The 24650-nt window shown below is 72.8% G+C and carries 19 protein-coding genes; 9 read left to right on the forward strand and 10 right to left on the reverse strand.

The window, feature by feature from the left end; translation table 11 throughout:
• Positions 1-265 (forward strand): HNH endonuclease signature motif containing protein (locus OQ02_RS42575; protein WP_197043447.1); only part of this gene is annotated, 265 nt, incomplete at its 5' end.
• Between the two features lie 93 nt (positions 266-358).
• On the opposite strand, the gene OQ02_RS22750 is transcribed toward OQ02_RS42575, so the two are convergent.
• Positions 359-1144 carry an AfsR/SARP family transcriptional regulator gene (locus OQ02_RS22750; RefSeq protein WP_033440581.1) on the reverse strand — a complete coding sequence of 262 codons (786 nt, stop codon included), beginning with the start codon at positions 1142-1144 and terminating at the stop codon, positions 359-361.
• A gap of 333 nt (positions 1145-1477) precedes the next feature.
• On the opposite strand from OQ02_RS22750, the gene OQ02_RS43945 reads away from it, so the two are divergent.
• The 7 genes from OQ02_RS43945 to OQ02_RS42590 are packed head-to-tail and all read left to right on the forward strand — an operon-like array spanning position 1478 to position 11035.
• Positions 1478-1639: a thiazolylpeptide-type bacteriocin gene (locus OQ02_RS43945; protein ID WP_156077218.1), complete on the forward strand. Its 162-nt coding sequence runs from the start codon at positions 1478-1480 to the stop codon at positions 1637-1639.
• 59 nt (positions 1640-1698) lie between these two features.
• The gene (locus tag OQ02_RS22755; protein WP_033440582.1) at positions 1699-4113 is read left to right on the forward strand and encodes a lantibiotic dehydratase; all 2415 of its coding nucleotides are present in this window, start codon (positions 1699-1701) and stop codon (positions 4111-4113) included.
• Entirely contained in the window at positions 4110-5183 is a 1074-nt protein-coding gene (locus OQ02_RS44915) for a lantibiotic dehydratase C-terminal domain-containing protein (protein WP_033440583.1), read from the forward strand. The genes OQ02_RS22755 and OQ02_RS44915 overlap by 4 nt, the downstream gene beginning before the upstream one ends.
• A complete protein-coding gene (locus tag OQ02_RS44920; RefSeq protein WP_033440584.1) occupies positions 5180-6751 on the forward strand; it encodes a hypothetical protein in 1572 nt (523 codons plus the stop codon). Before OQ02_RS44915 ends, OQ02_RS44920 begins: the two co-directional genes overlap by 4 nt.
• A complete protein-coding gene (locus OQ02_RS22770) occupies positions 6748-8415 on the forward strand; it encodes a TOMM precursor leader peptide-binding protein (RefSeq protein ID WP_051772673.1) in 1668 nt (555 codons plus the stop codon). The genes OQ02_RS44920 and OQ02_RS22770 overlap by 4 nt, the downstream gene beginning before the upstream one ends.
• A complete protein-coding gene (locus OQ02_RS22775) occupies positions 8412-9506 on the forward strand; it encodes a hypothetical protein (protein ID WP_033440585.1) in 1095 nt (364 codons plus the stop codon). The genes OQ02_RS22770 and OQ02_RS22775 overlap by 4 nt, the downstream gene beginning before the upstream one ends.
• Positions 9503-11035 carry a thiopeptide-type bacteriocin biosynthesis protein gene (locus OQ02_RS42590; protein WP_051772674.1) on the forward strand — a complete coding sequence of 511 codons (1533 nt, stop codon included), beginning with the start codon at positions 9503-9505 and terminating at the stop codon, positions 11033-11035. The genes OQ02_RS22775 and OQ02_RS42590 overlap by 4 nt, the downstream gene beginning before the upstream one ends.
• A 16-nt stretch (positions 11036-11051) precedes the next feature.
• Here the strand turns inward: OQ02_RS42590 and OQ02_RS22785 are convergent, their stop codons facing one another.
• The 6 genes from OQ02_RS22785 to OQ02_RS22810 all read right to left on the reverse strand — a co-directional run bounded on the left by OQ02_RS22785 (position 11052) and on the right by OQ02_RS22810 (position 18391).
• Positions 11052-11330, reverse strand: a complete 279-nt coding sequence (locus tag OQ02_RS22785; protein ID WP_033440586.1) for a hypothetical protein — start codon at positions 11328-11330, stop codon at positions 11052-11054.
• A 43-nt stretch (positions 11331-11373) separates the two neighbouring features.
• Complete coding sequence (locus OQ02_RS22790; RefSeq protein ID WP_033440587.1) at positions 11374-12600, reverse strand: MFS transporter; 1227 nt, start codon at positions 12598-12600, stop codon at positions 11374-11376.
• A complete protein-coding gene (locus tag OQ02_RS22795) occupies positions 12597-13667 on the reverse strand; it encodes an acyl-CoA dehydrogenase family protein (protein WP_033440588.1) in 1071 nt (356 codons plus the stop codon). Before OQ02_RS22795 ends, OQ02_RS22790 begins: the two co-directional genes overlap by 4 nt.
• Entirely contained in the window at positions 13664-16081 is a 2418-nt protein-coding gene (locus OQ02_RS41940; RefSeq protein ID WP_063747132.1) for a class I adenylate-forming enzyme family protein, read from the reverse strand. The genes OQ02_RS22795 and OQ02_RS41940 overlap by 4 nt, the downstream gene beginning before the upstream one ends.
• Positions 16081-16473, reverse strand: a complete 393-nt coding sequence (locus OQ02_RS22805) for an ectoine synthase (RefSeq protein WP_231500174.1) — start codon at positions 16471-16473, stop codon at positions 16081-16083. Before OQ02_RS22805 ends, OQ02_RS41940 begins: the two co-directional genes overlap by 1 nt.
• A gap of 244 nt (positions 16474-16717) precedes the next feature.
• Entirely contained in the window at positions 16718-18391 is a 1674-nt protein-coding gene (locus OQ02_RS22810) for a glycoside hydrolase family 43 protein (protein ID WP_156077220.1), read from the reverse strand.
• 122 nt (positions 18392-18513) lie between these two features.
• Here OQ02_RS22810 and OQ02_RS22815 point away from each other — a divergent pair, with 122 nt between their 5' ends.
• Positions 18514-20355 (forward strand): carboxypeptidase-like regulatory domain-containing protein, encoded by a 1842-nt coding sequence (locus OQ02_RS22815; RefSeq protein ID WP_156077221.1) that lies wholly within the window; start codon positions 18514-18516, stop codon positions 20353-20355.
• Between the two features lie 63 nt (positions 20356-20418).
• On the opposite strand, the gene OQ02_RS43950 is transcribed toward OQ02_RS22815, so the two are convergent.
• The 3 genes from OQ02_RS43950 to OQ02_RS22825 form a co-directional block, all read right to left on the reverse strand.
• Positions 20419-20568, reverse strand: coding sequence for a hypothetical protein (locus tag OQ02_RS43950; RefSeq protein WP_156077222.1), 150 nt, complete (start codon positions 20566-20568; stop codon positions 20419-20421).
• A gap of 106 nt (positions 20569-20674) precedes the next feature.
• Entirely contained in the window at positions 20675-22705 is a 2031-nt protein-coding gene (locus OQ02_RS46980) for a serine hydrolase (RefSeq protein ID WP_051772675.1), read from the reverse strand.
• A gap of 4 nt (positions 22706-22709) precedes the next feature.
• Complete coding sequence (locus OQ02_RS22825; protein ID WP_051772676.1) at positions 22710-24482, reverse strand: glycoside hydrolase family 3 protein; 1773 nt, start codon at positions 24480-24482, stop codon at positions 22710-22712.
• Between the last annotated feature and the right edge of the window lie 168 nt (positions 24483-24650).

The raw sequence follows: 24650 nt of genomic DNA on the forward strand, positions 1-24650 counted from the left end.
GCGCGCCCAAGGTCGACCCATCTGTTCCCGACCGCCGAAGTGGTGCGACGCGCACCACGTCACATTCTGGGCGGACGGCGGCACCACGGATCTGGACAACCTCGTTCTCCTGTGCCGCACGCATCATTCCCTGGTGCACCACTCACGCTGGCGGATCACGATGACCGGCGGTGTTCCGGCGTTCATTCCGCCGCGTCACGTCGACCCCGCCCAGAGGCCCCGGCAGAACCTGCTCCACCGGCCACCGATGCCCATCGCCGCCTGACACGGCGACCGGACCGGGCAACCGCCACGTACACCACCACACCCGACTACCCCTTGGACTTACTCATCTTTGCGTCGGGCGGCCCGAAGTCGATCAGGGGTTGCCCGACAACCCCTCGAACACCGCACGCGCCTCACCGCCGGGCCGGATGCCCAGGTCCGCGTCCAGCACCCGCCACAAACGGCGGTAGACGTTGATCGCGCCTACGCGGTCGCCCAGGTGGGCCAGCGCGCGCATCAGCAGCACCTGCAACGACTCGCGGGTGGGATGGGCTGATGCGTGCGGCGCCAGGAGGTCGGCTGCCTCCTCCCACGCGCCCAGCGCCACCTGCGCGGTCGCCAGGTGTTCCACGGCGGCGATCCGGCGTTCCCGCCACAACGCGACGACCGCCGTGGCCGGAGCCGACGGCACCAACCCGACCAGGCCGTCCACCGGCCAACGCGCCAGCGCGCCCGTCAACGACGTGACGGCGCCGAGCGGATCTCCCTGCCGCAGGGCGGCCACGCCACGGCGCAGCAACCCGCCCGCGCTCAGCACGTCCACGGCCTCGGCGGGCACGTCCAGCCGGTAGCCGTGGCCGACGTGGGCCAGCAGGCGCGACAGCCCGGCGTTCGCCGTGTCCAGGCAGCGACGCAGCCGTGACGCGTACAGCTGGAGGTTCTTGAGCGCGCTGCGCGGTGGCTCACGCTCCCACAGGTAGTCCACCAGGCGTTCGGTGGATACGGCCGCCCCGGCGTCCAGCGCCAGCGCGACCAGCAGCGTCCGCGACTTCACCCCGCCGGGCACCACGTCGACCGCCCTCGGCCCGCTCACGGCGGGCCCCCCTAACAGCCGGATGTCGACTTCCAGCCGCACGTGCGACGTCGAACGGATCGACACCCCGGATCTCCCCACGTCGAACCCGATCAGTCACCGCACACGGTAAGTCGTGGTCCGGGGTGCGCGACGCGGGGCCGAATGCCGCGAACCACCGGACGGCGCAACGCATACCGGACGTATACCGGCAGGTGGGAGCGTGCGGCTCGACGCCCGCACCGTGGGGAGCGACCGCATGACCCCGCAGCATCCCGATTCGGAGAACCGCAACGCCGCGCGCGGTGCGGTCCGGTGGGCGGTGCGGGGCCGGGGACGATCCCGGGCGGGCTGATCAGCACCACCCGAACGCGGCGCGCCGACCGGTCCCGCCGCACCTCTCCAGAAGGGACGTGACCGATGGACCTGACCTTCGACGACTCGGAGCTCGACCTCGGCGACCTGGCCGTCACCGCGATGCGCGACGCCGTCGCGCTGCCGGAGACCGGCGCCTCGGCGCAGGCGTGCTCGTGCAGCAGCACCTCGTGCTGCTGCTGCCAGGTGCCGCAGCTGCCGGCGTAGTTCCGATCCGGGGGCGTCCGCGCGGACGCCCCCGGGCCCACACCCACGGGGAGCACCGGATGGCCAGTGACCGCACCACGACCGAACTCGCGCCGTACGCGCTGGTCCGGGTGGCCGCGCTGCCGCACCGCCGACCGGTCCCCTCGGACTTCCGGGCCGGCCTGGCGGCGGTGGTCGCCGCCGAGGCCCGGATCGCCGCGCTGGCACCGGATCTCGCCGACGCCCTGCACGACAGCGCCGGCGGCCACTCCACCTCGTTCCACCACAAGGTCGTGCTGCCCCTGCGCCGCGACGTGCACAACGGGCGCAGCCCGCGCCTGGCGGCATTGGGCACCCTGCCGGAACGGGTGCCGCTGCTGGGGGAGTGGTTGGCGGCGCACGAAGAGCTGGCACGGGCAGCGGACGCGGCGCTGGCGGCGTGGCCGGACGACCTGGCAGCGGCTCGCCGGTGGCTCGCGGAGGTGTGCGCGACCGACGAGGTGCGCCGCGCGAGCGTGCTGACCGGCGCCGACCTGCTGCACGGCCTTGACCGCACCGCACGGGGACGGGGTGAGCCCGACCGCAAGGCGCGCAAGGCCGAGCCGACGGTGCTGCGGTACGCGTTGCGGGCGACTTCCAAGACCAGCCCCCTGTCCTGGTACACGCACGTCGGCTGGGGCGAGTGGGGCGACGGGCCGTGGCCCGCGGCGGAACCGGTGTCGCACCCGGCGGTGCACCGCCTGCTCGTGACGAGGGTGGTCGACGCCCTCGGTCTGCGGATGCCGCACCGGCTCGCACCGGGCCTGAGGGAGCGCGAGGGTCGCCTGCTGTTCCGCCGGGACGTCCCGGTCGACGGCGTCGGTCGTGCCGCAGTGGTCCGCGAGGAAGAGGTGAACGTCGCCGCGACGCGCCCCTTGCTGTTCGTGATCGAGGTCGTGCGCGGGGCAGGGCCGGACGGGCTGCCGCTGGACCGGATCGCCGCGGCTTTGGCGGCGAAGCTGACCACGCCGGACGCGGACCGCACGGCGCGTGGTTTCGTGGCGAAGACGCTCGACCTGGGGCTGTTGGTCCCGGTGTCCCCGATCCACCCCCAGGACCCGGACGCGGTGGGCTCGCTGGCCTCCTGGCTGGCGCCCGCCGACGGCGACACCGCCCGCAGGCTGACCGCGCTCGCCACGACCACCGCCGCGTTCGCCACCGCCGACCCGCCGACCCGCGCGGCCGTGCTCGCGGAGCTCTCCGAGGGTTGGCGCGAGCTGGGCGAGCGGGTCGGCGCGGACCTGACCGGCGTGACCCCGGTGGTCGAGGACGTGGTGCTGCCCGAGCCGGTCCCCGTGCCACCCGGCGCCGCGCCCGCGTTGACCCGCCTCACCCCGTTGCTGGTGGCGTTCGACCAGCACGTGCTGCTGCGCCGGCTGATCCGGGCCAGGTTCGTGGAGCGGTTCGGCGAGGGTGGTGTGGCGACGCCCGCCGACTGCTCCGAGGCGCTGTCGCAGGCGTGGCAGGAGTCGATGAACGTCGACGACCTGGACGACCCGGACGTCCGTGCCGTCATCGGGCTGCGCGACAAGCTGGCCGGGCAGGTCAACGACGGCGTGGTGACCGACGACGTGCTGGCGTCCGCCGCCGATCTCCTGCCCGCGTGGGCGACCCGCCGCACCGGTTCGTACGGCTTCTTTGCCCAGCCGACCCACGACGGCCGGCTCGTGGTCAACCGCGTCTACGCCGGGTTCGGCAAGTTCACCAGCCGCTTCCTCGACCTGCTGCCCGGCGCGCGCGACGCCGTGACCGACCAGGTCCGCCGCCACACCACCAACCCCGTGCAGTTCCGCCCGGTGCAGGGCTTCAACGCCAACCTGCACCCGTTGCTCGGCGCGCGGGAGGTCGGCGAGGACGCCCGGTGGGCCGACCTGGTCGCCGACGAGCTGGACGTGCGGCACGACCCGGTGACCGACGAGGTCCGGGTGACGCACCGCGGTGTGCCGCTCGACGTGCTGTACCTGGGTTTCCTGATCCCGCTGGCGCTGCCGGACCGGCAGGTCCCGCTGTACTCGGACCTCGCCTGCGGGTGGGTGGACCTCGACCGGCTGCGCACCGCCACGACGAACAGCGGGGTGACCGCCCGTGGCCGCTTGACGTACGGGGACGTCGTGCTGGCACGCCGTTCCTGGGACTTCGCCGTGCCGCCGCCGGTGGGCGCGGAGGAGCGGGCGGCGCTCGACGTGGCACGGTTGCGCGCCCGGCACGGCCTGCCGGAGCACGTCTTCGTCGGGCCGGACCGGGGGCCGGTGTCGGCCGACGCCTACCAACGCGCGCTCACGGCGGGCAAGCCGCAGTACGCCGACCTGGGAGACCCGTTGCACCTGCGCTGCCTGCCACGCCTGCTGGCCCGGTTCCCCGACGGCGTGCGGTTGACCGAGGCGCTGCCCGTGCCGGGTGCCGGGGACGGCCGGGTGGTCGAACTGATCGCGGAAACGTACTGGAGGGCCTTGTGACCGACGTCGTCTGCTACTACCACGACCCGGTGAAGGCGCCGTTGCTCCGCGATGCCGTGCTGCCGGCGCTCGCGGAGGCGGAGCGAGCCGGCGCTGTCGGGCACGTGGAGCGGCACTGGTTGCACGGGCCGCACGTGCGGGTCCGGCTGGACGGACCGGCCGAAGCCGATCTCGTCGCCTCACGCCTGCGCGCACACCTGGAGCAACATCCGTCCACTGTGGACTTGGACCGTGATGTGCTGCTCGCGCAGGCGAAGCAGAACGGGATCGCGGAGCTGGTGCCGCCGCCCTACGAGCCGCTCCACCCGGACAACACCGTAGTCGTCGAGCCGACGGACCTCACGGCTCTGCGGCAGCTGCTGGCGTCGGACGCGCTGGTCGAGCTGCGCAGCCGGTGCTTGAGGCTCGGCGTGCCCGCGATCACCGACGCCGTGGCGGTGGACGGCACCAGCCAGTCACGCGTGCGGCTCGCGATGGTCGCGATGACGGCTCACGCGAGCCGGTTCCCGGCCGGCCTGGTCAACGGCTACCACTCGTTCCTGTCGCACCTCGAAGGTTTCCTGCTGCACAGCGACCCGGACGGTGTGCTGCGCGCCCGGTTCGACGGTGTGTGGGAGCGCAACGCCGACCAGGTGGTCGAGACCGTCCGCGGTGTCACCGAGGGCACGATCGCCACGCCGTGGGTGACCTGGACGGACGGCACCCGTGCGGTGATCGGTGAGGCGTTCGACCGCGGTGAACTGCCCACCGAGTACTCGACGCACCTGGGCGAACGCGCACTGGAAATGGGGGAGGAGGAGGCGATCCGGCGCTGGCACCGCGACTCCACCGACCGGATCAGCGACTACCACGTCAAGTTGCGGGAGGTCGACTTCGACCACCCGGACTACCAGCGGCCCGTCACCGTGTACCGCTTCGGCACGAACATGCTCTACCAGTTGCTGGCCGTGTGCGACGTGACGCCGGTGGAGCGCTACCTCGCCGCGAGCCTGGTCGTGCGGGCGGTGCAGCGGATCACCGGCATCGGGTGGTCCGAGCACGTAGCGCAGATGGCGAAGGTGGTCCGATGAGCGCGGTGCTGCGGCTGCGGCCGATCGTGCACGCGACGCCCACGGCGACCGGGCTGCACGTGCGGGGCTGGCGTTCCAGCTTCACGCTCGACGGCGGCAAGGGGTTGTGGACGATCTGGGAGCGCCTGGCCGGTCCGTTGGCCGACGGCGTGCCACCGGAGCAGCTGGCCGTGCCGGAGAACGCGTCACCGGCCGTGGCGCGTGCGCTGGAACTGCTCATCGGCCAGCTCCACGAGCACGACATGCTGGTGGAGGTTCCCGCTGAGTGGATCAACGCCGAGTGGATCAACGCCGAGTGGGGTGGGGACGCGCCGCCTGCCGACATCGCGAGCTGGCTGGAGTCCGTTGCGCCGTCACCGCTTGAGGCGTGGCGGCGGCTCCGGGCGGCGACGGTCGCGGTCACCGGTGAGGGCGCGTTGGCCGCTCACGCGCACCGCGCCCTTGTCGCCGCAGGCCTGGACGCCACGCTCCGGCCCGGTGTCGGCCTGCTCCTGGTCTCCGGTGAGCACGCCGTCGCCGCCGGTTGCGCCGCCGATGTCGGCTTCGCGGTCGCGCCGGGTCCGGTCGCGGACGTGGTGGCCGACGCGGTGGCGGTGGCGGAACGGTTGGCAGGCGCGCCGGGGACGCCGCCGGAGGTGTTGGCGGCACTGGTCGGATCGGCTGCCGCGCACCGGCTCGTGTGCGCGGTGGCCGGGCTGCCCGATCCGTCCACCGAAGTGGTGGACATGTGGAGCGACGTGCCGCCGACCGGGCCGCCGCACCAGGCCCTCCTGGTGGCCCGGCTCGACCCGCTGCACGCCGAGTACCACCCGTGGCTGTCGGCCGTCCGGCCGCAGGAGCCGAACGGCACGGTTCCGGAGGTGCTGGGCGATCGGGAGTTGGGCCCGGTGCCGACGCCGCTGCCCGGTGACCTGCCGCAGTTGCCGGTCAAGCTGGCCGCGTCCGGTGACGCGATCGGCTTCGGCACCACCGAGCACGCCGCCCGGCTCGACGCCCTGCTCCGCGCGGCACGTGTGCTCGCGCCGGACGGCGTGGTGCTCGGCGCGGACCGGGTGCACGCCCTCGGCCTGGCCTTGCGCACGGCCGTGCGGCACCTCGACGGCACAGCGGTCGCCGAAGACGAGTGGGCCGCCGACCCGACCGCGCGGCGTTGGTGGAAGGCCGTGACGCTCCGGTTCGCCCTGCCCGCCGTGGTCGAGGTGACCAGGCTCGGGCCGCGCGTGGTGCGTGCGGTGGTGCGTGCGGACGGCGAGGAGCTGTCCTGGGCGGTCGAAGCGGAACCGGCGGACGCCGTCGCGTTCGCCGCCATGGCCGCGGCCGGTCGGGCGCAGGCGGGGGTGACCGAAGCGGTCGTGCTCTGCGGTGCCGCGCCGTTCGCCGAACCCGATGGCGCCGCGGCGCCGTGGACGAACCGGGACTGGCACTGGCCGTACGGGCTGCGCGACGGCGAAGAGGCGTTCCAGGACGACCTGCGGGCGCTCGCGGCGGACGTCAAGCCGGTGCACCTCGGTCCGGTGCTGGAGGCCGCGGGCCTGGTCGCGTTCGCGGTCCGGGAGGACGGTCGGTGACCGTGCGCGTGGTGGAGCTGGCCGACTACGCGATCGGTGACCTGGACGGGATCGGCGCGGACGGTCCCGTGCTGCCGGTGCGGTTCGACGGCGCCCTGGTCCTGATCGGGCCGGTGTCGGACGGGGTGTGCGTGAGCTGCGCCGAGGACGCTCGGCTGGCCACGCTCGGTTCGTCCGTGCCGCGCGGCGATCGGCGGATGCGGTTGGGCGGCTTGGCGTCCCCGGCGTTGCGGCCGTTGGTCACGGCGCTCGTCGATCGGGTGCTGGCCGATCCGGAGGCGCACCGCGACAAGGTGCTGGCGCTGCGCACCGACTTGGCGACGGTGGGGGAGCACCGGGTGCGGCCCCGGTCCGGTGGCTGCCCGACGTGCGGTCCGCTGCCCGGTGACTCGCCGGCGACGGTGGTCCGCGAGCCCGTCCCGGTGGTGCCCGGCACGCTGCGCGGACCGAACCCGCTCACCGAGGGCGACGCCCTGCACCGCGAGCTGTTCGACCTCCGGCACGGCCCGGTCGGCGGCATGCACCGCATCGGTGACCTGACCGTGGCGGCGGTGAGCGCCGAGCTGGGCGGTGGGCAGGCCGGGTTCGGCCGCACCGCCGACTACGCCGAGGCCGAACGGGTCGCGCTGTACGAAGCCGTCGAACGGCACGCGGGCATGCGGCCCCGGCGCGTCACCACGGTCGTGGAGGCGTCGTACGCCGAGCTGGGCGATCGCGCGCTGGACCCGACGCGGCTCGGCCTGCCCGACCACGAGTCGCCGCACGTCGTGCCGTATGACCCCGGCGTGACGACCAGGTGGGTGCACGGCTGGTCGTACACCCGCGGCCGGCCGGTCTTGGTGCCCGAGCACGTGGCGTACTGGGGGTACGGCGAGAGGCGGTTCGTGGACGAGACGTCCAACGGGTGCGGCACCGGCAACAGCCTCACCGAAGCGGTGTTGTACGGGCTGTTCGAGGTCGCCGAACGGGACGCGTTCCTGAAGGCCTGGTACGAGCGGACGCCGTTGCGGAGCCTGCGCGTGCGCGACGACGTCACCGCGCACATCGCGGACCGGTTGGACCAGCTCGGCTACCGGTTGGAGCTCTACGACGCCACCAACGACCTGGGCGTGCCGTCGGTGCTGTCGCTCGCGCGGTCACCGCGGCAGCCTCACGCGTTCTTCGCCGCCGGCGCCGGGCTCGACCCGGACGCGGCGATGCGGTCGGCGGCGGCCGAGGTGGTGATGGACGTGGAGGCCGGCGCCAAGCGGTACCGCGTCGAGCCCGGCGACTACGACGTGGACCGGCTGCGGCGGCTGGTGGACGACCCCAGGCTGATCCGGAGCATGGAGGACCACGTGAACGTCAACGGCCTGGCGGAGGCCGTCGAGCGGTACGACTTCCTGGTGCCCGGACCCGAGGTGGACCTGCCGGTGCCGGACGTGCCGCGGGACGACCTGGACGCGTTGCTGGAGCACTACGTGCGCAAGTGGGCCGGGTTGGGGCTGGAGGTGATCGCGGTCGACCAGAGCGATCCGGTGGTGCGCGACCGGCTGGGCCTGCACTCGGCGAAGGTGATCGTGCCCGGCACGGTGCCGATGACGTTCGGCGAGCTGAACCGGCGCACGCACGGCCTGCCGCGGCTGCGCCCCGCCGGTCCTCCGCTGCCCCACCCGTTCCCGTGAACGCCGAGGCCTTGCTCGCCGCCTACACCCACGGGCCGGGGCGGGTGGTCGAGCCGGGGACGTCGCCGCGCACCGCCGCCGCGACGGGGCCACGCGTGCCGCTGACGGCGTTGTCGGGACGCTTCGGAGCGGCGTTGGCGCGTCTGCTGACGGAGGTGGCGACACCGCTGCGGTGGGAGCCGTGGAACCAGTACAACGACCACCGGGCGTACCCGTCGGCACGGGCCGCGTCCACCGTTGACCTGGTGGTGGAGGGGCGGTGGCTGCTCGATCCGGTGCGGCGGGCGCTGGTCGGTGACGGGACGCCGGTGGTCGACGGGCCGGTGCGGGTCGAGCTGGTCCGCCGGCGCGACCGGCTCTCGCCCGGTTACCGCGAGTTCGGCGACGTGCTCACGGAGTTGGAGGTGGGGCACGTCGCGGCGGCGTTGGTCGAGCACGCGGCACGGCTCGGCTTGGGAGCGCGGGTGTCGGGGCTGACCGTCACCGTGACGTTCGACGGTGTCACCGATCCGGCACCTGTTCCGCTTCGCAGTTCGGGGGTGGGTCCGCGCGGCGTCGCTGCTGATCCGCGGCCACTGCCGGCCGGCGTGCTGCACGCGGTGGTCGAGGCCATCGGTCACCCGCCGTCCGGGTCGCCCGTGCGCGACGACCTGCGGCACCGGTTGGCCGTGCGGAACGTCGAGGGCGTCGTCGACGGCTGGTACGCCGTGGACGGCGGCCTGCGGCTGGTGTCGGCGGGACCGGCGGTGGCGGCGTTGCAGCCGGTGTTCGGGCACCCGCCAGGGACGATCCACGTCGCCTCGATGAACCTCGCGCTGGTGACGACCGGTGACCCTGCCGCCGCCGTGGCGTCGGACGGTCCGGACGGCTACCGCGCCCTGCTGCGTGCGGCCGGTGCGACCGCGCAGCACGTGTGCACGGCAGCCGCGGGCTCCGGGGCGTTCTGCCGGCCGGCGCGCAGCACCGACGACGGCCCGCTGGAGGCCATGGCCGGCGCGCCCGCGTCGCACGCGCTGCTCTACCTGCTGCTCGTCGGCCGTCCGCGCGGCACGGGCTTCACCTACGACCTCACCCCACTGGAGACGCCATGACGTGGACCAGCCTGCACGTGCGGCTGTGGTGGGCGGTCGAGGACGTGGACGCGTTCATCGCCGACGTCCTCGCGCCGGAGTTGGACGGGCACCGCGCGGCGGGACGCGTCACCGACTGGTTCTACGTGCGGTACTGGGAGGCCGGCCCGCACCTGCGCGTCCGGGCGCGCGGCGCGACCGTGGACCTCGCGGAGCGGTTGCGCTCCCTCGTCGCGGGGGCCGATCACCCGCTGACCGCGTCGTCACCCGACTGGCTGCCGCACGGTGACGTCCGGGAGACGCCGTACGTGCCGGAGGTGGAGCGGTACGGCGGGCCGGAGTCGCTGCCCGTTGCCGAGGACGTGTTCTGCCGCAGCACCGAGGTGGCGGTGGCCGTGCTGCGGTCCGCGGGGTCGAAGTTCACCGCGGGCGTGGAGTTGGTGATGGCCACGGCGGTCGCGCTGGAGCTGGATCGGGTGGAGGCGGCGTCGTGGCTGCGTTCCCTGGCGACGGGGTGGCGGCAGGCGCGCGAGCCCGTCGCACCGCCGGGGCTCGGCTCCCACGTCGCCGCGCGGACGCTGCACGAGGCACGGGCGACCCGGCTCGCCGCACGGTGGGACCGGCTCGAATCGGGCGCGACGGGTGTGGTGGCCTACTGGGCGGACCGGGTGCGGGCGGTGGACCTGCCGCGTTACGCCTGGGCGTCGCAGCTGCACATGGTGTTCAACCGCTTGGGTCTCGGCCCCGAGGAGGAGCGCACCGCCTGCCGGCTGGTGGCGATGACGGCCGAAGCACCGGACGGGCCGACGCCGTTCCACGAGGACGGTGCGGCAGCGCCCGACCGGCGTTACCTGGCGGCCAGCAGGTTCCACTCGGGCGTGCCGGACCAGGGTCCGCTCGAGGTGGGGGTCACGCCGTCGACGCTGCCGTGGTGGCAGGACGTGCCGCTGCCGGAGGCCGCGCCCGTGCCCGGGGCGCTGGCCGACGCGTTGCAGACCCGGCACACCGCACGGGGCGCGGAGCTGTCGGGCTCGCTCCACGCCGGGCAGCTGGCGACTCTGCTGTGGACGGCGCAGGGTGCGCTTGCGGACGGGCGCCGGCCGTACCCGAGCGCCGGCGCCCGGCACAGCGCGCGGCTGCGGGTGCTGGCGTTGCGGGTGACCGGCCTGGAGCCGGGGGTGTACGAAGTGGACGAGGTGCGGCGGACGCTGGTCCACGTCGCGTCCGCACCACCGGTGGACGACGTGCGCGCGTCCTCCATGTGGTTCGGCGAGGGGGAGGGGCGGGTGGACCCGGCCACGACGCCCGCCGTGCTGGCGCTCTACACGCGGGTTGGCGACCTGCGTGCGGCGTACGGCCTGCGGGCGCTGCGGTTGGCGTTCACGGAGGCCGGGCACCTGGCGCAGAACCTGGCGCTGGTCGCCGCGTCGTCGGGCTTGGCGCTGGGCATGATCGGGGGCTTCTACGACGACATGGCGCACGACGTGCTGTGCCTGGACGGCGTGGACGACACGCTGGTCTACCTGATGCCGCTGGCGTCCGTCCGCTGACCGGGCGGAGGGGTCCTCAGGCGTCGCCGCGCATCGAGCGACGGATCTCCTCGAGCTTGTCGAGCCCCGCCTGCCGACGTGCCTCGAACTGGTCCTCGACCGCCTTGGCCTCCGGGGTGGCGTCCGCGAGCTCCTCGGCGCCGATGCTCGTGGCCACGCGGCTCTCGATGCGGTCGCGGACGTGCTCGAAGGTCGGCACGCCGTCCGCGCTGTAGTCACCGGCCGGCACCACGGGCTGCGCCGCCTGCTCCTCGACGATCTCGGCGTCGATCACCGGTTCCCGGTCCTCGCTCATCGCCCAACTCCCGTTCGTCGTGCCGACAGCCGAGGCTACCCGTTCACACCGGTTGGGCGATCCGGTGACGGCGGTCCCGCACGTGGGCGATCACCTTCACCATGAGCGCGGACACCGCGACGCAGTAGACGCCGAGCACGACGACCTGGTGCGGGTAGCCGACGCCGCCGTCGATCAGCAGGCCGCTCACCCCGGGACCGGCGGCCGAGGCGAAGACCAGGATCGCCACGACCACCGAGCGGATGGCGCCGAGGTGGTCCACGCCGTAGATCTCCGGCCACGTCGCACCGAACAGGCTGAGCGACACGCCGTTCGTCACGCCGTAGAGGGCCATGAACGCGAACAGGCCCCACTGGTCGTCCGTGAGTCCCAGCACCAGCAGCCCGCCGCCGAGCGGCAGCAGGAACAGCGGCACCAGGCGCAGCGCGGTCAGCCGGTCGACCAGGTGGCCGCCGATCACGTTGAACACGACCGTCGACACCGCGTACACCGTGAACGCCGTCGCCGTGACCTGGAGCGGCCACCCGCGCAGGTCCGCAAGGTGGACCTGGTTGAAGAACACCGTGTTGCCGATCAGCGCGGGCGCGCCCATGGCCAGGCAGACGAGGTAGAAGTACGGATCGCGCAACGCCTGCCGCCTGGTCCAACTCGGCGCGGACGCGCGAGCGTCGTGAACGGTGTCCGCCGCCGGTTCGCGTTCGCGGCGGAACAGCGCGGCCACCACGAAGGCGGCGACGAGGAGCACTACGGCGCCGAGCCACCACACCTGGCGCCAGCCGACCGCCGCCGCCACGAGCACCACCAGCAGCGGGAGCAGCGCCTCACCGGCGTTCAGGCCGAGCGTCGACACCGACATCGCCCGACCGCGCTCGCCGGTGAACCAGCGGCCCACCACGGTGAACGCGATGTGGGTCATCATGCCCTGCCCGAAGAAGCGCAGCAGGGCCACGGCGGCGAACAGCACCAGCACGTGCCCGGACGCCGCCATCGCGAACGCGCCCAGCGCGAGCATCGGCACGGCCACCAGGACGACGTGCCGCGCCGGGTACCGGTCGACCGCCGGACCGGTCCTGGCCAGCACGAGGGCGCTCACCAGCGTCGCCGCCATGTACAGGCCGCCGAACTCGCCGTGCGACAGGCCGTGCTCCGCGCGGATGTCGTTGCCGAACAGGGAGATGAAGAACGTCTGCCCGAAGCACGAGAGCAGGAAGAGCAGGAAACCCCCGGACAGCCAGCGCTTGTCGCGGCGGAGGAAGTCGACGGTGCTCATCGGCCGGTCTCCAGGGTCAGCGCGGCGTGCGCGCGGGCGTGCGTCACCCAGTCCACGTCGCGGTGCGCGGCCATCATCTGCAGGTCGCGCCAGTGCCGCGCGATCGGGTGGTCGTCGAAGTGGGCGGCGGTTCCGGACAGCTCGACCAGCCGGTGCACCGCCCGCACGCACAGCCGGGCGAGGTAGGCCCGGTCGCGGCCGACGGTCGCCGCTTCCACCGCCGTGAGCGGGCGGCGTTCGAGCCCGGCCGAGTGCAGGGTGTCGCAGATCGAGTCGTACAGGTGCCGCGCGCACGCCAGCTCGGCCGCGCTTTCCGCCACACCGTCCGAGGGTGTCCGGACTGCCTCGAACGCGCCTTCAGCACACCCCAGCAGCGGTCCGATGACCGTGCTGGTGGCGTACGGCAGGAACGGCACCTGCCCCAAGTAGTCCGTGGGGGCCGTGTCCGGCGACCAGCGTGCGGAGAAGCACTCGGCGAGCACGTCCACGCGGGAGCGGGGCACGAGCACGTCGTCGACCGCGAACGTCTTGGACCCGGTCGCGGCCATGCCGGTGACGTGCCACCCGTCCTCGATCCGCACCTGCTCGACGGGCAGCGGCACGAGCAGCCGGTCGGTCGCCGCGCAGCCGTTCACCACCACCCACGACGCGTGGTCGACGGCGGACGAGAACCGCCACCGCCCCGACACGACGACGCCGCCCGGCACCGCGGTCAGCCGCCCGCCGGACGCCGTCGCGAACAGCGGGCTCCTGGCGGTGAACATCAGGTCTGCGGCGGAGAGCCGCCCGGCGAGCGCCGCATGACCGCCGACGACGCCCAGCACCCAGCCGGTCGACGGGCACGCCCTGGCGGCGACCCTGGCCGCCTCCGCGAGCGTCGGCCAGCCGTGCCCCGGACCTCCGCGCGCGGTCGGGGCCGCCAGCCGCAGAAGGCCGGCGTCGGCCAGTTCCGCCACGGTGGCGTCCGGCAGGGTGCGGGCGCGCTCGGCTGCCGCGGCGCGTTCCCGCCACCGCTCGGCCAACGCCTCGACCCGTGCCGGCACCTCGGGGACGACGTGCCTCGTCACCGCGGGCCGGGTTCTTCGAAGGCGAAGCCGTCCGGGACGTGCGGCGGCCCGGCCAGCTCCAGGAACTCCGCGAGCAGACTCGGGTCGTCCGAAGCGGCGAAGTGGGCGAAGTTCGTGGCGTTCCAGATGAGGTGCACGTGCGCGAAGCGGTCGTTGAGCGACCGGACGAGGGTGTCGTGGTCGACCTGCCCGTGCACCATCCGGGACAGCATCTCGTGCCGCTTGCGCTCGACCTCCTCCGGCGTGAAGTACCGGGCCTTGTGCACCTCGTCCTTGACCTTCTCCCGGCGCTCGTACTCCTCCGGGTCCGGGTGGTCCAGCTTCTCCAGGAACAGCGCCAACCCGCCCGGCTTGAGCACCTGCGCGAGGTGCGCGACCTGCGCGGCCCGGTCGGTGCCGTAGAACTGGAACGCGGCGACCTCGTGGACCACGTCGAAGCCGTCCCGGAACGGCGCGAAGTCGGCCCGCTCGGCGAGGGTCGCCGTGGTGAGGCGGAACAACGAGTCGGCGAAGAACCGCGAGCGGTCGGGGTCGGCGCGGGCGTGGAACCACGGCGCGTTGGCCTTGTTCGGCGAGCTGGTGAGCGTGGTGACCCGGCCGTCGGCGAACGCGGCGAGCGTCCGCCCGTTGGTGCCGTCGAACGCGTCCGCCTCGTAGAACGCCAGCCGGCCCCGCCGCTCGGCCAGCCGGGCCAGCGCGACACCGGTCCGCGCCAGCTCCTCCAGGACGCCGGGCACGCTGGCCAGGAAGTGGTGGAACAGCGGACCGGACCGCTCGGTCAGCGCGTCCTGGTAGGCGAGCACCCGTTCGTCGGTGATCGTGTCGCGGATCGTCGAGCGCACGGGGGTTCGCGGCACCTGGTCGCGGCCCGAGGCGATGGCGTCGAACTCGTCCGCGAGCCGCAGCATCGGGGTCGTCTCCAACGGGTCGACCGACCGGCCGACCGCGCGGCGGTCCGTCTTGCCGGATTCCGTGCGGGGGAGTTCGTCCCGGAACACCACGGCGATCGGCACCACGTGCCGGTCCAGTGCCGCGGCGCAGTGGTCGAGCAGGTCTCGTTCGGAGACCGCGGCGGCCCGCACCACGACGGCCAGCGGCGCCTCGCCGTCCCGGGCGTCCGGCACCGGCACGACGACGGCGTCCGCGACACCGGGGTGCTCCCGCAGCCGCGCCTCGACCTCGTGCGGGTTGACCTGCAACGTCGACCGGCTGAAGACGTCGTCCGTTCGCGACAGCCAGTGCAGGCAGCCGTCGTCGTCGCGGCGGAACAGGTCGCCGGTGAACAGCACCTCCCGCTCGCCGAACAGGTTGCGCCGCAGCACCAGGTCGGTCTCCGCCGGTCGGCGCCAGTAGCCCTGCATCAGCAGGTCGCCGGCCACGACCAGCTCACCGACCCCTTCGGACAGCTCGACCCCGTCCGCGACCAGGTAGGCCCGCACGCCGGGGATGGGGCGGCCGACCGAACCCGGCCGTTCCGCCAGTTCGTGCGGTGGCAGGCCCGCGACCCGCTTGCACTCGGTCAACCCGTACATCGAGTGGAGGGCGGCGTGCGGGAGGGTGCGGCGCAGTGCGGCGGCGCGTTCGACGGACAGCTCCTGGCCGGTGCTCGTGATGTACCGGACGGACGGCATCGGGGTGTCCGCTCGGCACAGCACACCCAGGAGGGTCGGGAACGCGTGCACGGCGGTGACACCGTGGTCGTTGATCACCGCTGCGAGGTCGGCGGGGCTGTCCGGCCAGCGGCTGCCCAGCACCACCCGGCCGCCGAGCGCCAACGGCATCATGACGTTGTAGAAGCCGAAGTCCGAGCCGATCGGGGTGTAGCTCAGCACGACGTCGTCGGCCGTGGTGCCCAGGTAGCCGGTGACGGCCCGGTGGGCGGCGGTCATCGCGCGGTGGCCGATCACGACGCCCTTCGGGTCGGCGCTGGAACCGGACGTGTAGAACACGGCCGCGATGTCGTCGTCCACCTCGATCCCCGCGCCCGTTCGCGGCCGGGGTGCTCGCCGGACCGTTGTCGACCCGTCGCCCAGCAGCAGCACGGCGTCCAGTTCGGTGTCGGTGAACAGGTCGTGGCGGTGCTCCCGCCGGTCGGTGACCAGGACCGACGCGTCCGAGTCGGCGATCTGGAGGACCAGCTTGCGGCGGTCGAACGACGGGTGGGTCGTGACGACGCAGCAGCCGGCCTTGAGCACGCCGATCACCGCCGCGACCGCGTCCGCTGACGGCTCGGCGTAGATGACCACCCGGTCGCCTTGGGCGAGGCCGAGTTCGCGGAGGAAGGCGGCGTGGCCGTCGGCGGTCGCGTTCAACTCGCCGTACGTGGTGGTGACGCCGTCGACGGTGATGGCGGGGCGTTCGGGAGCCGCTTTCGCGGTGGCCTCGAACAGCGCGTGCAGGTGCTCCGCGCCCATCAGTACGACGACGCTTCCACCCGGTCCAGCACGTGCCGTTCGGTGCCCACCAGCGCCGGCGTGAAGACGCTGATGAGGGTCAGGTCGCCCGTCGGGTCGGCGCGCAGGTGGTGCCGGTCGTGGTGGTCCAGGGCGTAGAGCGTGCCGGGGCCGATCCGGTGCACGACGCCCGCCGCGTCCTCGATCTCGCCGGTGCCGGAGACGCAGTAGCAGGCTTCCAGGTGGGAGCGGTACTCCAGGAAGGACGACGTGCCCGCCCGGACCACCGTGTGGCACACGGTGAAACCCATCCCGTCGGACGCGGTCAGCAGGCGGACGCTCGTGCCGTTGCCCCAGTCCACGTCCCGCGGCGATCCGGCCAGTTCGGCCAGGGATCGGATCAACATTCGCATACCCCCAGTGTGCGAGCGCTGGTCGAGTGCTCAATCGAACGGATTCGTCCCGGGTGGCGGTCCTCGATGACCAGCCACCCGCCCAGTCGCCGGCGGGACCGTCGAGCGCGGTCGCGCGGCGTCGCGTGCCCGGCCGGCGGGACGATCTTACCGGTGGAGCCCTCGTCCCGGTCCGCACTCGGAGAAGTCGGTACGAGGCTCGCGGCGCTTGCCGAGCGCCGCGAGCGCCTCTGCGCACCTGTGCTCAGCGGCCGGGTGTCACCGGGATCGTGAGCTGGACCGGGACGCTGTGGTGCGGTCCGGTGTCGGCCGTGTCGCGGTAGGTGCCGTCGGCTCGCCGGCGTTGGTAGACGACGGTGAGCAGGGCCGGGCGGTGGGTGGTCGAGGTGACGGTGATCCGGTTGCCCTGGACGACGACTGCGCCCGCGTCGGCCGGGCGCAGTTCGGCGCGCAGGCGGTTCTGCGGGTTGGACAGGGTGAACTCGGCGCCCCGGGCGCTGGTCACGTGGACCGTCGTGGTCGCGGTGCCGTTCGGGCCGGTGCGCAGGACGCGGTCGTCGGCTCGGATTCGCAGTGGTCCCACGCCGGACGGCACGGGTTGGTCCTTTGTGGACGCCTCAATGGACAGGTCGTCATCGAGGTGCAGCCGCGAGGTGTACAGCGCACGTGAAGACGTGGTGGACGGGCGGCCGTGGTGGACGTAGTAGAGCTGCGTGCCGTCCGGTGAGTCGATGATGCTGCCGTGCCCGGTCGAGTACAGGCCCTGCGCCGGATCTTGGGACAGCACGGGGTTCGCGGAACTCTTGTGCCACGGCCCGAGAGGACTGGTCGCGGTCGCGTAGCCGACGCCGTAGAACTCGTTCTCGTAGTTGTTGGCCGAGTAGGTCAGGTAGTAGCGGGGGTTCCCCGTCGCGTCGACGGTCCGGATCGTGGTCGAGCCCTCGGCCCACCGGCGGTCCTTCTTCCGACCGCCCGACTTCGCGTAGTCGTGGACGTGCGCGTTCTCCCACGCCTGCTTGTCCGAGCCGTAGTCCAGGACGGGGACGTAGCCGTCCTTGCGGACGCCGGGCGGGTCGTTCGGCGCGCGGTTGCTGTCGCGGTACGCGGGCGCGATGGTCGGCATGGTCCGGCCGGTCGGGTCGCGCCACCAGTCGCCGGTCAGCTCGACGGCGTAGATGTTGGACTCCTCGACGTACTTGCCGAGGTCGTCGTCCCACACCCAGTTCCGGTAGGCGTTGCGGGAGAAGTACAGGTAGATCCGGCCGTCGGTGTCGAAGTGGACGTTCGGGTCGATGTAGGGGATGTAGGTGCCGAGCGGCGCGGTCCGGCCCTCCTCCAGCGTGGCGGGCGGCTTCTTCTGCGCGGCGTCCATGATGAGGTTGACGTCGTGGTAGGCCGGGTCGTAGGGCGAGTAGTCCAGCGGGGCCTCGGCGATGTCGCGGAACGGCCCGACCGGCGAACCCGACACCGCGACACCGACCTTGCACGGCTCCTCGAAGTCCGCGTACCGGAAGTGCTCGGCCACACCGCGGTTCATCCTGGCCGCGTAGAACAGGTAGTACAGGCCGGTGTCGGGGTTGTGGTAGACCTCGGGCGCCCAGAACCAGTCGTGCGCCCAGTCGCCGTCCTGCCCGGCCCGCAGCGCGCCGCCGGGCAGGTGCTCCCACGTGGCGAGGTCGGGCGAGCGGTAGATGCCGAAGTGGTGGCCGGGGTCGGCGCCCTCGGTGGAGTAGGCGTAGTAGTAGCCGCTGGGCCGGTCGAACAGGACGAACGGGTCCGCGCCGGGGGTGGCGGCGTCGTTGTGGAAGGTCGCGTCGGTCGTGACCGGGTGGGCCGGGTGGGTCGGGTCGGCCGAGACCGGTGCGGGCACGAGGCAGAAGGCCGCGATCGCGGCGACGAGCAGGGTGGTACGTCGCATCACCCCATCCTGCCGTCGATCATGTCGACGCGGAACGGCTCGAAATTCGCTACTGAATCCGGTATCGAACGGCGTGGAGGACGCGATACGTCACGGGAGGACCAGACAGAGGGGAACACGCGATGTCACGATTACGCCGCTCCGTCGGCGCGTTGATGTTGACTGTCGTCGTCTGCGCGGGGGCGTCGGCGGGACCTGCGTTCGGCGACAACTCGACGCCCGCCGAACCCACTACGACCGAACAAACCACGACCGAACAAACCACGACCGAGCCGCCTGCGATCGAGCCGGTCGAAACACAGCCGGTCGAAACGCCGCCGACCGAGACCGCGAACCCGGTCGAGCCCACCACCGCCGAACCTCCGCTCCCGGCCGAGCCGTCCTCGATCGAACCACCCACGACCACGACGCCGGTCGAGTCCACCGATCCGGCGGCAGCGGAACCCGTGGCGGAACCCGTTGCGGGGCAGGTGGATCTGACGATCACGGTCGCCTTCGACAAACCGGCGTACTTCGCCGACGAAGAGATCACCGTGCGGGCCAAGGTGACCAACCTGGGAACCGCGCCCGCGTCCCGGGTGTTCCTGGACTCGGTCGGCAACCTGTCGAGCGACTACTGGTCCGGGTTCGGCTACGGCGGCTCGCCGCCGATCGGACCCGGGCAGGCAGCGGAGGGCACGCTCACCTCGCGGGTCACCACCGCGGACGACCTGCTGACCCTCGTCGTCACGGCCAGGTCCGGCGTCGAACCCGACGTGAACCCGGCCGACAACACGGTGACGGTGACCGTCCCGATCACAGTGGTCCGCGGCACCTTCACGGGGACCGTCTACGGCGACCGCGACGCCGACAACGCGATGGACGCGGGCGAGGCCCTGCCCGGTCTCGAAGTTTCCGTCACCGGAGGCCGCCCTTACGCCGGGTACACCGCGACGACCGACTCGGCCGGTCGCTTCACGTTCCGCGACCTGCCCCGCGGGAGCTACGCGGTCACGTACGGGAGCGAGGAGTGGTGGTTCCCCGGCCTGGACGTCGAGGTGGACGGCGCGGACGACCCTGACCTGTTGATCCGCGGCACCCCGTTGGCGAACCGGGTGCTCACCGCCACCGGGGCGCTCGACCAGCCGACCTACCGACTGGGCGACACGGCTCGTCTGGCGTTGACCCTGGCCAACAGCGGGTCGATGCTGCTCCCGGGGATCACGGCGTCGTGCTCGTCGTCCGGCAGAGCTCCGCTCGACCTCGGGGAGCTCGCGCCCGAAGGCCTCGGTGTCACGCTGCCCGCGAACGCGAGTCGGGATTTCGTCGTGGCGATCCCCGTCGACGACCGCATGTTCGACACCGGGAACCTCTACGCGACTTGCACTTTCGGCGCGCCGCCGCACTACAACGGGAACATCACCGTCAAGGTGCACGCGCGGGTGCCGGGAGGCCTGGCACCGAAGGTCGCGGGCGTGGTGGCGTTGGAGCGCCCGAAGCCGGGGACGGTGCCGATGGGGGCTCCGTCGCCCGGCGCGCCGGTGCCCGACCTGAAGGTCTACCTGAAGGACCAGTTCACCGGTGAGGTCCTCGTCCGCGCGACGACCAGTGCTTCGGGCGTGTTCGAGTTCTTCGACGTGCCCGCCGGCACGCACCGGTTCGGCGTGGTCGGGCCGTGGGAGATCGTCTACGGCGGCCCGGCGTTCCCGGTTCAGGCGAGCGACAACGGCTCGCCGGTGAACCACCTCGTGCTCCTCGTTCCCGGCACGGACAAGCCGGACCCCGCTCCGGCTCCTCAGCCCGGTGACCCGTCCGCGCCCGCATCGCCTGGCGCGGCACCACCGGGAGCCGGGCCGGCGCAGCAGCCCACGGCGGCGCAACTGGCCGCGACGGGCGTGAGCGCGACCTGGCCGGCTTTGATCGGGTTGCTCACGCTGCTGGCGGGCATCGGCCTGGTGACGCGGGCCGGCCGCAGGAGGGCCTGACCGCGCGGGTCGAGCACCCGGCCTCGGGCACCGGGTGCTCGACCCGCCCCGGTCAGGAGTGGCTCAGCCGACCGAGCGCGCCCCTGTGCCGGTGGTCGGGCGGGGCATCGGCTGCGACCGGTCCGCGACGTCGGTCGGTCGCGCGGTCCAGTCCGCGTCGAGCTTGGTCCGGCGGGGGTTGGCGACCGGCCGTGCGAAGTCTGTCTCGTGCATCGTGCCTCCAGGTCGAACTACCTACGCCGAGGTAATTGCCCGCGGCCGGTGCCGGCCAAACGATGAGGCACGTCACCCTCTGCCTGAGAGCGCGAGAAAGCGCAGGTCAGTGGTCCAGGACGGCCCTGGCCACGTCGTCCGCCGCGGCGTGCCGGTAGGGGTTGGTCGCCGGACCGGCCGCGGTCGGGTGCACGCGGTTGGTCAGCAGGATCACGAAGGCGCGGCTCGCCGGGTCGATGACCAGCGAGGTCCCGGTGTACCCGGTGTGCCCGATCGTGTAGGGCGTGGCGAGCATGCCCATGAAGGCGGGCTTGTTCAGGTCGAGGCCCAGCCCGCGGTCGGCGCCGGGGATGGCGGCGTTCCCGTTCCGCGTCATCTCCCGCACGCTCTCCGGCCGCAGCACGCGCCGGTCGCCGTACTGCCCGCCGTTGAGCAGCATCTGGGCGAACACCGCGAGGTCGTGCGCGGTGGAGAAGACCCCGGCGTGCCCGGCGGTCCCACCGAGGTACCAGGAGGTGGAGTCGTGCACCTCGCCCCAGATCAGCCCGCGCGGACCACTCGTGAACTGGGTGGGCGCGATGCGCGGACGGAGGTGCGAAGGCGGGGTGTACATGGTGTCGCGCAACCCCAGCGGCTCGGTGATCTCGGCGGCCACGAGGTCGGGCAGCGAGCGGCCGGTGACGCGTTCCAGCACCTTGCCGATCACGATGAGGCTCAGGTCCGAGTACACGTACCGCGTCCCCGGTTGTGCCCGGAGAGCCACCGCGTAGATCGCGGCCAGCCGCTGCTCGACCGTCGGGTACGACCCGATCGCGAGGCCGGCGGGCAGACCGGACGTGTGGAGCAGCAACTGCCTGAGGGTGACGTCCTGCTTGCTGGTCTGGCCGAACTCGGGCAGGTAGCGGGCGGCGGGGGCGTCGAGTTCGATCCGGCCGCCCTCCACCAGCCTCATGGCGACCACGGTGGTGAACAGCTTCGAGATCGACGCCGCGTCGAAGATGGTGTCCTCGCGCATCGGTATCCGCTGGTCGGACGGCAGTTCCGCGCCGTCGGTCCCGAAGCGCAGCGCGTCACCCACCGCCGCGTGCTCGACGATCACGCCGTTGCGCGCGGCCAGCACCACACCGCCCGGGTAGGCCTGCGGGGTGGCCGTCACGCCCGCCTCGACGTCGGGCACGAGCCGTGCCACGTGCTCGGCGGCCAGCCCGGCCTGGTGCGCCGGGCCGTACCGCAGGCGGTGGTGGGGGAGCGCGGCGTCCCACGGGGACCCGTGTCGCCGTGAGACGGCCAGCTCGGCGAGCACCGGCAGGTGGTCCGACGCGTCGGTCGTGATCACGCGCGTGTCGCGGACGCGGGCCGGGTAGCCGGCGGCGACGTAGTCGATGCGCTTGGTGGGCGCCTGTGCCGGGTAGGTCAGGCCGGGTGACGACGGGTCGGTCATCGCCCACGCGTCGACCAGTTCCGTCCACAGCGGTGCGAGTTCCGGTGCGGTCGGCACCGCGTTGAAGTCGCCGAGCAGCACCCTCGCCTTGCCGCGGTCGTCGGCCATGACGCGCAGCATGTCGGCGACCTGCGCCCGGCGCACCGCCGGATCGGCGCGGTAGTCCAGGTGCGTGTTGTAGACGTGCACGCGTTCGCCGCGCACGTCCAGCTCGACCTCGGGGAATCCCGGCGCGGGCTGGGGTGTCGGGTTCGGCACCTGCGTGGACAGCCGGGTGATCGAGTGGTTCTCCGCCGCGACGATCGGGTGCCGGCTGAGCACCGCCACGCCGTACTGCCGCCGCGGCTGTCCCGGTTCCAAGGGGTCCAGGTCGTAGATGGGTGCGAAGTAGACGCCCATGCCGACCGCCGCCGACAGTTCCGCCGCCTGGTCCCGCCACTCGCTGCGGGCCATCCAGTGGACGTCGACTTCCTGAAGGGCGACCACGTCCGCGTCGGCCGCTTTGATGTCCGCTGCCACCCGTGCGAGGTCGAGCCTGCCGTCCACGCCGATGCCGGTGTGGATGTTGTAGGACATCACGGTCAGCGGCACCGACGGCAGGCCCGGGGCGGTGTCCTCCTGGCCGACGGCGGGCGTGGTCGCGACCAGCAGCCCGCACAGGGTGGCGGTGAGCAGTCGACGGACGGCGTGGCGCATCGGTTCAGCCTTCCCAGGTCAGGCCGTGGCCGAACGGGTGCAGCGCGGTCGACGGGTCGCCCGCGACCGGGATGGTGACGGGCAGCTTCCCGGCCGGTGCGTTCTCCCCGTAGAGCACCCGCACCGCCGACTCCACCGACACGGCCGTGTACGAGTACGTCGCGAGGTAGGTCTGCGCGTCGGGGAAGTGCGCGATGTCGTACGGGTCGCGGACCGCGATGACGACGACCGGCTTCCCGGTGGCCAGCAGCGCTTTCACGAGGTTCTGCTGGCCGACGTCGGTCCACGCCCTGTTGGTGGCGACGATCGTCAGGTCGGCGGCGCCCGCACCGGCCACCGCGCGGTCGATCGTGGCCTGGTTCGGGTTCGCGCCGGTGAGCAAGGATGTCGTTGCGGCCGAACGCTGACCGACCGCCGTCGCGAGTCGCTGCGGCACGGGATCGGCGGCGGTTCCCCAGCCGGTGGTGAAGACCGACGCCGGGCGGGTGGTCAGCGGGAGGACGCCGGCGGAGTTGCGCACGAGCGTCGTGGTCCGGTCCGTGATCTGCTGCGCGGTCCGCTTGTTGTGCTCGGTGCCGACCAGCTCGGGCAGGGCGGCCGGGTCGGCGAACTGACCGCCGAACAGCCCGCGTCCGGCCTTCATCCGCAGGATGCGGTGGACGGACTGGTCGATGCGGTCCTCGGTCAGCTCGCCGCCGCGCACCGCCGCCAGCACCGCGTTGTACGCGAGGTCGATGTTCGGCGGCATCAGCAACTGGTCGACGCCCGCCTTCAGCGCCAGCACCGGCACGCGGTCGTCGCCGTACTTCTGCCGGACGCCCGCCATCCCGAGCGAGTCGGTGACCACCACGCCGTCGTAGCCGAGCCGGTCGCGCAGGATGCCCGTCATGATCGGCCGGGAGAGCGTGGCCGGGTCGCCGGACGGGTCGAGCGCGGGCACCACGATGTGCGCGGTCATGATCGAGTCGACGCCGGCCGCGATCGCACGGCGGAACGGCGGCGCGTCCAGCCGCTCCCACTCCTCCGGGCTGTGGCCGATCACCGGTAGCCCGGTGTGGCTGTCCACGGCGGTGTCGCCGTGCCCCGGGAAGTGCTTGGCGGTGGCCGAGACGCCACCCCGCTGGTACCCCCGCACCTGTGCTTCGACGAGCCGGGCGGTGAGCTGCGGGTCCTCGCTGAACGAACGGACACCGATGACCGGGTTGAGCGCGTTGACGTTGACGTCGGCGACGGGCGCGAAGTTCTGGTTGACCCCCACCGCGCGCAGTTCCCGCCCGGCGATCGTGGCAGCGGTGCCCGCCGACCCGGGGCTGCGGGCGGCGCCGAGCGCCATGTTGCCGGGGAACGGCGTGGCCGGCGCGCCGATCCGCGACACCACGCCGTGCTCCTGGTCGGTGCTCACCAGCGCGGGGATCGCGGACACGCGCTGGATGCCGTTCGACAGCTCGGTGATCTGGGCCGGGTTGACCGTGTTGCCCGACCACGCGAAGTAGATGATGCCGCCGAGGTGGTACTTCTCGATCAGCTGCTGGGCGTTGTCGACACCGTGGGAGCGCCTGTTGGCCGCTACCGACGCGGAATCGGCCGCGTCGACCGTCGCCCCGTAGGCGTAGGTGACGAACAGCTGGCCGACTTTCTCCTCCAGCGTCATGTTCCGCAGCGTCTCCGCCACGACGTCGGCGGTGTCGGCCGCCGCCGTCACCGGGGACGTCGCCGAGCAGACCAGCAGGGCCGACATGCCGACGAGCAGGTGTCGCCGGTTGAGAATTTTCCTCATGCGCTCTCCCACGGTGAGGAAGTGACCATCCATCGCAACCTACGCAGTCGCCGGCAAGAACGGCATCGACCGTTCGGATGTATCGAGGGGCTGCGGACGATCGGTTCGGACTGCCGTTACAACGTTGGAAAATCCGCCGGCCGCTGCTAGGTTCGGGAACGGCCCGCT

The sequence above is a fragment of the Saccharothrix sp. NRRL B-16314 genome, assembly GCF_000716595.1.
Taxonomy (GTDB): domain Bacteria; phylum Actinomycetota; class Actinomycetes; order Mycobacteriales; family Pseudonocardiaceae; genus Actinosynnema.

Excerpts from the sequence above, each read along its gene's own strand:
- OQ02_RS22810 (WP_156077220.1), bottom strand. The coding sequence starts at position 18,391 with ATGCGACGTACCACCCTGCTCGTCGCCGCGATCGCGGCCTTCTGCCTC.
- OQ02_RS22785 (WP_033440586.1), bottom strand. The coding sequence starts at position 11,330 with ATGAGCGAGGACCGGGAACCGGTGATCGACGCCGAGATCGTCGAGGAG.
- OQ02_RS22815 (WP_156077221.1), top strand. The coding sequence starts at position 18,514 with ATGTCACGATTACGCCGCTCCGTCGGCGCGTTGATGTTGACTGTCGTC.
- OQ02_RS41940 (WP_063747132.1), bottom strand. The coding sequence starts at position 16,081 with ATGGGCGCGGAGCACCTGCACGCGCTGTTCGAGGCCACCGCGAAAGCG.
- OQ02_RS44920 (WP_033440584.1), top strand. The coding sequence starts at position 5,180 with ATGAGCGCGGTGCTGCGGCTGCGGCCGATCGTGCACGCGACGCCCACG.
- OQ02_RS43945 (WP_156077218.1), top strand. The coding sequence starts at position 1,478 with ATGGACCTGACCTTCGACGACTCGGAGCTCGACCTCGGCGACCTGGCC.
- OQ02_RS42590 (WP_051772674.1), top strand. The coding sequence starts at position 9,503 with ATGACGTGGACCAGCCTGCACGTGCGGCTGTGGTGGGCGGTCGAGGAC.
- OQ02_RS22755 (WP_033440582.1), top strand. The coding sequence starts at position 1,699 with ATGGCCAGTGACCGCACCACGACCGAACTCGCGCCGTACGCGCTGGTC.
- OQ02_RS46980 (WP_051772675.1), bottom strand. The coding sequence starts at position 22,705 with ATGCGCCACGCCGTCCGTCGACTGCTCACCGCCACCCTGTGCGGGCTG.
- OQ02_RS43950 (WP_156077222.1), bottom strand. The coding sequence starts at position 20,568 with ATGCACGAGACAGACTTCGCACGGCCGGTCGCCAACCCCCGCCGGACC.
- OQ02_RS22805 (WP_231500174.1), bottom strand. The coding sequence starts at position 16,473 with ATGCGAATGTTGATCCGATCCCTGGCCGAACTGGCCGGATCGCCGCGG.
- OQ02_RS22825 (WP_051772676.1), bottom strand. The coding sequence starts at position 24,482 with ATGAGGAAAATTCTCAACCGGCGACACCTGCTCGTCGGCATGTCGGCC.
- OQ02_RS22790 (WP_033440587.1), bottom strand. The coding sequence starts at position 12,600 with ATGAGCACCGTCGACTTCCTCCGCCGCGACAAGCGCTGGCTGTCCGGG.